The following is an 8,976-nucleotide window of genomic DNA, read 5'->3' as shown; positions in this document are numbered from 1 at the left end:
CCTGTTCGACGATCCGGCCGTCCTCCATCATCAGGATCAGGTCGGCGTCGCGGATGGTGGACAGCCGGTGCGCGATGACGAAGCTGGTCCGGTCCGAGCCGGTGGTACGCGCCCTGGGCGGCGAGCAACTGCTCGTGGGTGCCCTGTTCGACGATCCGGCCGTCCTCCATCATCAGGATCAGGTCGGCGTCGCGGATGGTGGACAGCCGGTGCGCGATGACGAAGCTGGTCCGGTCCGAGCGCAGCGCGGCCATCGCGCGTTGCAGCAGCACCTCGGTACGGGTGTCCACCGAGCTGGTGGCCTCGTCCAGGATCAGCAGCGACGGCTCGGCGAGGAACGCCCGGGCGATGGTGATCAGCTGCTTCTCGCCGGCGCTGACGTTGCTGCCCTCCTCGTCGATGACAGTGTCGTAGCCGTCCGGCAGGCTGCGCACGAACCGGTCCACGAAGGTGGCCCGCGCCGCGGCGACGATCTCCTCCTCGGTCGCGTCGGGCCGGCCGTAGGCGATGTTGTCGCGGATGGTGCCACCGAACAGCCAGGTGTCCTGGAGCACCATGCCGATCCGACCGCGCAGGTCGTCGCGGCGCATCGTGGTGATGTCCACCCCGTCGAGGGTGATCCGGCCGGCGTCCAGCTCGTAGAAGCGCATGACCAGGTTGACCAAGGTGGTCTTGCCAGCGCCGGTCGGGCCGACGATGGCCACCGTGTGCCCCGGCTCGGCGACCAGCGACAGGTCGTCGATCAGCGGCTTGTCCGGCTCGTAGCGGAACGAGACGTGTTCGAACTCGACCCGGCCGTGCGGGTCGGTGACCCGGGCGGGCTCGACCGGGTCGGGGGTCTGCTCGTCGGCGTCGAGCACCGCGAAGACCCGCTCGGCCGACGCCACCCCGGACTGGAGCAGGTTGGCCATCGACGCGAGCTGGGTGAGCGGCTGGGTGAACTGCCGGGAGTACTGGATGAACGCCTGCACGTCGCCGAGGCTCATCGTGCCGGAGGCGACCCGCAGGCCACCGACCACGGCGATCGCCACGTAGCTCAGGTTTCCGATGAACATCATCGACGGCATGATGATCCCGGAGATGAACTGCGCGCCGAAGCTGGCCCGGAACAGCTCCTCGTTCTTCGCGTGGAACGCGGCCTCCACCTCGCGCTGCCGGCCGAAGACCTTCACCAGCTCGTGACCGGTGTACGCCTCCTCGATCTGGCCGTTCAACTCGCCGGTGTGCGTCCACTGGGCGACGAACTGCTTCTGCGAGCGCTTGGCGATGCGCTGGGTGACCAGCACCGAGAGCGGCACCGCGACCAGCGCCACCAGGGCCAGCAGCGGCGAGATCCAGAACATCACGGCCAGTACGCCGACGACGGTCAGCAGCGAGGTGAGCAGTTGGCTGAGGGTCTGCTGGAGGCTGGTGGAGATGTTGTCGATGTCGTTGGTGACCCGGCTGAGCAACTCGCCCCGGGGCTGCCGGTCGAAGTAGGGCAGCGGCAGCCGGTTGAGCTTCTCCTCCACCTCGGCGCGCAGCCGCAGCACGGTGCGCTGGACCACCCCGTTGAGCAGCCAGCCCTGCCACCAGGACAGCAGGCTCGCCGCCAGGTAGAGCCCGAGCGCCAACAGCAGCACCCGGCTCAGGGCGTCGAAGTCGATGCCCGTCCCGGGCACCACGTCCATCCGGGCCAGCATGTCGGCGAAGCTGCCGTTGCCGCTGGCCCGGGCCGCCGCGACGGCCTGCTCGGTGGTGGTGCCCGGCTCCAGTTGCCGACTGATCACCCCACTGAAGATCAGGTCGGTGGCGTGGCCGAGGATCTTCGGCCCGGCCACGCTGAAGCCGACGCTCACCACGGCGAGGGTGATGATCGCGGCCAGGTGCAGTCGGTGCGGGCGCAGCCGGCCGAGCAACCGTCGGGCCGACGGCCCGAAGTTCATCGACTTCTCGGCGGGCATCCCCGCGCTCATCCATCCCGGGCCGCCGCCCGGGCGGCCCGGTGGCAGCCGCTTCGGCGTCCGCGCGTCGCCGCCGGCCGGCTTCTGACTGGGTACGGCCGGGGTACGCGGCCTGTCCGGCTGGCTCATGCCGGCACCTCCGTCGTCTGCTGCGAGGCCACGATCTCGGCGTACGTCGGGCAGGTCTCCAACAACTCCGCGTGCCGTCCCACTCCGACGACCCCTCCGTTCTCGATTACGACGATCTGATCGGCGTCGATGATCGTGGAGACCCGCTGGGCCACGATCACCACCGCGGACTGCGCGGTGATCGGGCGCAGTGCCGCCCGCAGCCGCGCGTCGGTGCCGAGGTCCAGCGCGGAGAACGAGTCGTCGAACAGGTAGATCTCCGGCTGCCGGACCAGGGCGCGGGCGATGGCCAGGCGCTGTCGCTGCCCACCGGAGACGGTGGTGCCGCCCTGCGCGATCGGCGCGTCCAGCCCACCGGGCATCTGGGCCACGAAGTCCCGGGCCTGGGCGATCTCCAGCGCCGCCCACAGCTCCTCGTCGGTGGCGTCCGGGTTGCCGTAGCGCAGGTTGCTCGCGATCGTCCCGGTGAACAGGTACGGCCGCTGCGGCACCAACCCGATGCGTCGCCACAGCTCGTCGGGTTCCACCTCGCGGACGTCCACCCCGTCGACGAGCACCGCGCCCGCTGTGACGTCGACCAGGCGGGGTATGAGCGACAGCAGGGTGGTCTTGCCGGCGCCGGTGCTGCCGATGATCGCCGTGGTGGTGCCCGGGGTGACCCGGAAGGAGATGTCGCGCAGCACCGGCTCGACCGCGCCCGGGTACTGGAAACGCACCCCGCGCAGCTCCAACTCGGCCCGGGTGGCAGCTCGGTGACCGGCGCGGGGGCGGGGACCACCGAGGAGTCGGTGTCCAGCACCTCGGTGATCCGCTCGGCGCAGACCGCCGCCCGGGGCACCATCATCAGCATGAAGGTGGCCATCATGACCGCCATCAGGATCTGCATCAGGTACGCCAGGAACGCGGTGAGCGCGCCGATCTGGATCGCGCCGGAGTCGACCCGCTGCGCGCCGAACCAGAGCACCGCCACGCTGGACACGTTCAGCACCAGCAGGACCACCGGGAAGATCAGCGCCAGCAACCGTCCGGTCCGCAGCGCGGTGGCGGTCAGGTCGGCGTTGGCGACGCCGAACCGGTCCGTCTCGTACGGCTCACGGACGAACGCGCGGACCACCCGGATGCCGGTGATCTGCTCGCGCAGCACCCGGTTGACAGTGTCGATGCGGGTCTGCATCAGCCGGAAGCCCGGCACCATCCGACGGATGATCGCGCCGAGCGCGATGGCCAGCACCGGCACGCTCACCAGCATCAGCCAGGAGAGCCCGATGTCCTCGCGCAGCGCCATGAACACGCCGCCGACGCTCATGATCGGTGCGGCTACCAGCATCGTGCAGCTCATCAGCACGAGCATCTGCACCTGCTGCACGTCGTTGGTGTTGCGAGTGATCAGCGACGGTGCTCCGAACCGGGCCACCTCCCGGGCGGAGAACTTGTTGACGTGCCCGAACAGCGTGGCACGGACGTCGCGGCCGAAGCCCATCGCGACCCGGGCGCCCAGGTAGACCGCGGCGATGGAACAGGCGATCTGGACCAGGCTGACCAGCAGCATCCAGCCGCCGGTGTGCACGATGTAGTCGGTGTCGCCCCGGGCCACACCCTTGTCGATGATGTCCGCGTTGAGGCTGGGCAGGTAGAGCGAGGCCATGGTGCCCACGAACTGGAGCAGCACCACCGCCAGCAACGGTCTCTGATAGGTGCGCAGTTGGCCGCGCAGCAGTCGGATCAGCACGCCGGGTCCTTCGTTTCGGTAGGGCGTCCGGTCATCCGCGGGTCGTCCCCGCTGCCGATGACCTCGAGCAGGAACTCGCGAATCACCCGTGCCTTCTCCGGGTCGGCGTCGACCGAGGTGAGCGGGCGTCCGGAGTGCATGAGTGCGCCGAGCGCGGCGACCCGCTCCCGGCCGGCGGGGGTGAGGGCGAGTCGGATGCTGCGCCGGTCGCTGTCGTCGCGCTGCCGCTCGACCAGACCGTCGCGTTCGAGGGTGTCGACGATGCCGGTCAGGGTGGCCGGGCGGACGAAGCCCTTCTCGGCGACCTGGCGGTGGGGCAGCTCGCCGTGCCGGGCGAGCGTCATCAGGGTGATCATGCCGGCCTGGGTGAGGCCGTGCTCCTCGGCGAGGTAGCGGTTCCATCGCTGCCCGACGAGGTGCCCGGCCACCACCAGCAGCCGACCGAGCGGCACATCCTGGAGGGTGACGAGTTCCACGGATGTAGATTAGCGCCCTGATAGTCAGGGACCAAACGAAATAACGACAGCCGTGGCGACGAACACGAGTTGCAGCGCGGTGCGCTGCCCGAGTGGGGTGACCGGCCGCCCGGCGAGGGTCAGCCTTCGGCGGGCGGCCGAGACGTTGGCCGGGAACATCGCGAGCATGAGCAGGGCGAGCCCGGCTGCCGCGACCCGGGCGGTCGCCGGCACCAGCAGGCCGATCGCGCCGGCCGACTCCAGCACGGCGGTGAGGGTGACCAGCAGGTCCGGTCGGGGCAGTCGGGGCGGAACCATCGCGATCAGGTCGGCGCGGCGGTGGCCGGCGAAGTGCGCGACGGCGGTCAGCGTGAACATCACGGCCAGCCCGACCCGCAGCGCCGGGTGCCAGGCGTCGGCGCGCGTCGGCGACGACCACCGCGAGGCCCCCCGCGCCGTGCTGGGCCGGCTGACCGGGTGAGAACGGGCCAGGCCGCAGCGGCCGGTGATCGACTCGGTCTTCACGATCTCGGGTGTCCCGTTGCCGGGAAGCGCCGGTTTCCGGAAAACCGAGTCGATCACACCCGGCGGCTCACCAGCTCGTGGGCAGGGGCATTCCCTCGGTGAAGCCGGCGGCGCTCTGCACGCCGACGATCGCCCGCTCGTGGAACTGCGTCAGGTCGCGTGCCCCGGCGTAGGTGAAGGAACTGCGTACCCCGGCAATGATCTCGTCGATCAGGTCCTCGACGCCCGGCCGGGCCGGGTCCAGGTACATCCGGGCCGAGGAGATGCCCTCCTCGAACACCGCCTTGCGGGCCCGGTCGTACGGGCTGTCGTCGGCGGTACGGGCGCTGACCGCCCGAGCCGAGGCCATCCCGAAGCTCTCCTTGTACCGCCGGCCGTCCGCGTCGGTGTACAGGTCGCCGGGGGACTCGTAGGTGCCGGCGAACCAGGAACCGATCATCACGTTCGACGCGCCGGCGGCGAGCGCGAGCGCCACGTCGCGCGGGTGCCGCACCCCGCCGTCGGCCCACACGTGCCGGCCCAGCTCACGGGCCGCGGCCGCGCAGTCGAGCACGGCGGAGAACTGCGGACGACCCACCCCGGTCATCATCCGGGTGGTGCACATCGCGCCCGGGCCGACGCCGACCTTGATGATGTCCGCCCCCGCCTCGACCAGGTCGCGTACGCCCTCGGCGGTGACCACGTTGCCGGCCGCCACCGGCACCCCGGGGTCCAGCTTGCGCACCGCCTGGAGCGCGGAGATCATCCGCGCCTGGTGGCCGTGGGCGTGTCCACGACAAGCGTGTCCACCCCGGCCTCCAGCAGCGCGGCGGTCTTCCCGGTCACGTCACCGTTGATCCCGACGGCCGCCGCGATCCGCAGTCGGCCCCGGTCGTCCACCGCCGGCGTGTAGAGGGTGGCCCGCAGCGCGCCCTGCCGGGTCAGCACCCCGACCAGCCGACCGTCGCGTCCACCACCGGTGCCAGCCGGCGCCGGCCCGCCGAGAGCCTGTCGAACCCGGTACGCGGATCCGCGTCCGCCGGCACGGTGTGCAGCTCGGTGGACATCACGTGCCGTAGCTGCGCGAACCGGTCCACACCCGTGGTGTCCGCCTCGGTGACCACGCCCATCGGCCGGCCCGCGTCGTCGACCACGATCACCGCGCCGTGCGAGCGCTTGGGCAGCAGATGGATGGCGTCGCCGACGGTCTCGGTCGGGCCGAGCGTGATCGGGGTGTCGTAGACCAGGTGCCGCCGCTTGACCCAGGCGACGACGTTCGCCACCACCTCGATCGGGATGTCCTGCGGGATCACCGCGATCGCGCCCCGACGGGCGACCGTCTCGGCCATCCGCCGGCCGGCGACCGCGGTCATGTTCGACACCACGAGCGGGATGGTGGTGCCGGTGCCGTCGCCGGTGGAGAGGTCGACGTCGAGCCGGGAACCCAGGTCGGAACGGGCCGGCGCCATGAAGACGTCGGTATAGGTCAGGTCGTGCGCGGGAGCCGCGCCGTGAAGGAACCGCACCCGGCCATCATTCCCGCTCGCGGTCCGTCCCGCGGCCGGTGGTTGTGGAAAACACCTCCACCGCCGCTGCCCGCCGACGGAGGTGGTCAGCCCAACAGGAGCGCCACCGCCAGCCCGGCCATCAGGACGGCGATGGCCGCGTCCAGCACCCGCCAGGCCCCGGCACGGGCGAGCAGTGGCGCGAGACGCCGCGCACCGACGCCGAGCGCGGTGAACCAGACCACACTGGCCAGGGCGGCGCTGGCGCCGAAGACCCAGCGGTACGCGTGCTGTTGGGCCACCCCGCCGAGCAGCAGCACGGTGTCCAGGTAGACGTGCGGATTCAGGTAGGTGAACGCGGCGCAGGCGAGCAGGGTCGCCCCCAAGGTGGCCGGCGGCCGTTCGGTCGGCACCAGCGTCCCGGGACGCAGCGCGCGGCGGGCGGCGAACGCCGCGTAGCAGAGCAGGAACGCCGCACCGCCCCAGCGGATCGCCGCCAGGAGGCCCGGCCGGCCGGTCACCACCGTTCCGACCCCGGCCACGCCCGCCATGATCAGTAGAGCGTCGGACGCGGCGCAGGTGAGCACCACGGGCACCACGTGCTCGCGACGGAGGCCCTGGCGCAGGACGAAGGCGTTCTGCGCGCCGATGGCGACGATGAGCGCGATGGAGACCGAGAAGCCGGCGACGGCGGAGCTGAACACCAGGCCACGCTAGGACGGTGGGCAGACAGCAGTCCAACTAAAGATTCTGACGGAACATAAGCTCTGCTGATGGAAGGTCTCGACTCGGCGCAGCTCCGCACGCTCGCCGCGGTGGTGGCGGAGGGCAGCTTCGACGCGGCGGCGCGGCTGCTGCACCTCACGCCGTCGGCGGTCAGCCAACGCATCAAGGCCCTGGAGGAGGCCGTCGGCCAGGTGCTGGTCCGCCGCGTTCGACCCTGCGTGGCTACCGAGGCGGGCCGACCGCTGCTGCGCCTGGCCGGCCAGTTGGCGCTGCTCGAGCGGGAGGCGCTGGCCGATGCCCGTGGCCCGCTGGCCGGCGGCGGCCTGGTCCGGGTCGCGGTGGTGGTCAACGCGGACTCACTGGCCACCTGGTTCCCCGCCGCGCTGGCTCGACTGCCGCGGCGCGCCGGGCTCTCCTTCGACCTGCGCCAGGACGACCAGGACCACACCGCGGAGCTGCTCCGGGACGGTTCGGTGACGGCTGCGGTGACCGCCCAGCGGGAGGCCGTGCAGGGCTGCCGGGTGCAGCGGCTCGGGGCCATGCGCTATCGCGCGCTGTCCACACCGGAGTTCGCCGCCGATCACTTCGCGGCGGGGTTCACCGCCGAGGCGGTGGCCGACGCACCGCTTCTCGTCTTCGACCGCAAGGACCGGGTGCAGCACCGCTTCATCCGGGCGGTGACCGGCCGGTCGCTCGACCCGCCGGTGCACTACGCGCCGTCGGTGCCGGGCCTCAGCGAGCTGATCCGGCTCGGACTGGGCTGGAGCATGGTGCCGGAACAGATAGCCGAGGCCGACCTGTCCGCCGGCCGCTGTGTGGACCTCGCACCGGGTCGTCACCTGGACGTGCCGCTCTACTGGCAGCACTGGCGGTTGGCGTCGAAGGTGCTGACCGCCCTGACCGCCGCCGTCCGGGCGGTCACCACCGAAACCCTGCGCTGACCGCCGGCCGGTCGGCCAACCGCTCAGGCGATGGTGCAGATCGGAGCGCCAGCGGTGATCACGGCACCGACCTCGGCGGTCAGGCCGCTGACCGTGCCCGCCTTGTGTGCGTGCAACGGCTGCTCCATCTTCATCGCCTCCAGCACCACGACCAGGTCGCCCTCGGCCACCGTGTCGCCGTCCGACACCGCGATCTTGACGATGGTGCCCTGCATCGGCGAGGTCAACGCGTCGCCGCCGACCGGTGCGCCGGCCTTTGCCGCGCCGCCACGTCGAGCCGGCCTACGCGAGGCGGGTGCCGCGGTGGTCGTACTCCCGCCGAAGCCGGCGGGGAGGCTGACCTCGAGGCGCTTGCCGCCGACCTCGACCACGACGGTGTCGCGTTCGGCCGGCGCCTCGGCGGCGCCGGCGGTGGCGACGAACGGCGCGACGGTGTTGTGGAACTCGGTCTCGATCCACCGGGTGTGCACCGTGAACGGTTCGGCGGTGAAGGCCTCGTCCCGCACCACCAGCCGGTGGAACGGCAGCGCGGTGGCCATCCCGTCGACCACCATCTCGTCGAGCGCGCGGCGGGCCCGCTGCAACGCCTCGGTCCGGGTCTCACCAACGATGATCACCTTGGCGAGCAGCGAGTCGAAGTTGCCGCCGATCACATCGCCGGCCGAGATGCCGGTGTCGACCCGAACCCCCGGGCCGGTGGGCAGCCTCAGCGCGGTGACAGTGCCCGGGGCGGGCAGGAAGTTGCGGCCCGGGTCCTCGCCGTTGATCCGGAACTCGATCGCGTGCCCGCGTGGCGTCGGATCCTCGGTGATCCGCAGCTTCTCGCCGTCGGCGATCCGGAACTGCTCGCGCACCAGGTCGATGCCGGCGGTCTCCTCGGTGACCGGGTGCTCGACCTGCAGTCGGGTGTTGACCTCCAGGAAGGAGATGGTGCCGTCCCTGCCGACTAGGTGTAGCGCCCAGCACCGTTGTTGACGCGGGTGATGGGTGGTTGTCCGGCGAGGGCGGTGTGTCCGCGGTGGTGGTTGTAGGTGTGGAGCCAGG

The 8,976-nt window shown here is 71.5% G+C and carries 5 protein-coding genes and 3 pseudogenes; 1 reads left to right on the top strand and 7 read right to left on the bottom strand.

Annotation, left to right across the window (positions count from 1 at the left end; all coding sequences use genetic code 11):
- From JM949_RS30470 to JM949_RS30445, 6 genes and pseudogenes are all read right to left on the bottom strand, one after another.
- The coding region (locus JM949_RS30470) for an ABC transporter ATP-binding protein (protein WP_407664855.1) at positions 1-2,072 on the bottom strand (2,072 nt) is incomplete at its 3' end.
- A pseudogene (locus tag JM949_RS30465) lies at positions 2,069-3,801 on the bottom strand (ABC transporter ATP-binding protein). The pseudogene JM949_RS30465 and the gene JM949_RS30470, both read right to left, overlap by 4 nt.
- Positions 3,795-4,277: a MarR family winged helix-turn-helix transcriptional regulator gene (locus JM949_RS30460; RefSeq protein ID WP_203151566.1), complete on the bottom strand. Its 483-nt coding sequence runs from the start codon at positions 4,275-4,277 to the stop codon at positions 3,795-3,797. The pseudogene JM949_RS30465 and the gene JM949_RS30460 overlap by 7 nt, the downstream one beginning before the upstream one ends.
- A 24-nt stretch (positions 4,278-4,301) precedes the next feature.
- The gene (locus JM949_RS30455; protein WP_309232399.1) at positions 4,302-4,781 is read right to left on the bottom strand and encodes a DoxX family protein; all 480 of its coding nucleotides are present in this window, start codon (positions 4,779-4,781) and stop codon (positions 4,302-4,304) included.
- 67 nt (positions 4,782-4,848) lie between these two features.
- Positions 4,849-6,286, bottom strand: a pseudogene (locus JM949_RS30450) (GuaB1 family IMP dehydrogenase-related protein).
- Positions 6,287-6,372: 86 nt separating this feature from the next.
- On the bottom strand, positions 6,373-6,969 hold the full coding sequence (locus JM949_RS30445) for a LysE/ArgO family amino acid transporter (RefSeq protein ID WP_203151565.1): 597 nt from the start codon (positions 6,967-6,969) through the stop codon (positions 6,373-6,375).
- Positions 6,970-7,038: 69 nt separating this feature from the next.
- Here JM949_RS30445 and JM949_RS30440 point away from each other — a divergent pair, with 69 nt between their 5' ends.
- Positions 7,039-7,932 (top strand): LysR family transcriptional regulator ArgP, encoded by an 894-nt coding sequence (locus tag JM949_RS30440; RefSeq protein WP_203151564.1) that lies wholly within the window; start codon positions 7,039-7,041, stop codon positions 7,930-7,932.
- 23 nt (positions 7,933-7,955) lie between these two features.
- Here the strand turns inward: JM949_RS30440 and JM949_RS30435 are convergent.
- Positions 7,956-8,885: pseudogene (locus tag JM949_RS30435) on the bottom strand (biotin/lipoyl-containing protein); the annotation flags it as partial.
- Between the last annotated feature and the right edge of the window lie 91 nt (positions 8,886-8,976).

It is taken from the genome of Micromonospora tarensis (assembly GCF_016803395.1).
Classification (GTDB): Bacteria; Actinomycetota; Actinomycetes; order Mycobacteriales; family Micromonosporaceae; genus Micromonospora; species Micromonospora tarensis.
This window is presented reverse-complemented; position numbering and strand designations above follow the sequence as displayed.